Annotated in this window: 1 protein-coding gene; it reads right to left on the bottom strand. The window is 47.3% G+C overall.

What is annotated here, in order from left to right:
• Positions 1 to 516: response regulator transcription factor (locus tag R8N47_RS28455; protein ID WP_318186515.1), on the bottom strand; the 516-nt coding region annotated here is incomplete at both ends.

Below are 516 nucleotides of genomic sequence, written 5' to 3'. Positions count from 1 at the left end.
TCTACTGTTCGATAGCTGATATTGAGTAACGTCGCGATTTTCTTACTGCTATTGCCTTGTGCCACCAACCTCAAGACCGCCTCTTCTCGTCGACTAAGCGGATTGGGTTTATGATGAGCGGGTTTGATTTCTTGCGTAAAGAGCGTCTGAGTTACGGACTCGCAAAAATAGGTTGAGCCTTGGTTCACGGTTTTGATGGCTTGCACCATTTTCTCGGCTGAAATTTCCTTGAGCATGTATCCCACCGCCCCTGCCTGCATAACTTTCATGATGTATTCGCGGTTATCATGCATCGTAAGCATGAGAATTTTACTCTCTGGTAATTCCTCTTTAATCACACCCGTTGCTTCGATGCCATTCATGATTGGCATGCTGATGTCCATAAGCACAACATCCGGTCGCAGATGCTTAACGACCTCAATCGCTCCCAAGCCGTTGCTTGCCGTGCCAATCACATCAATGTCCGGCTCCAGCTCTAAACGCGCGATAAATCCATCTAACACCACTTGGTGATCA

The sequence above is a fragment of the Vibrio sp. 2132-1 genome (assembly GCF_033344315.1).
Note: the sequence above shows the minus strand (reverse complement) of the source record. Positions and strands in the feature narration are given on the sequence as shown.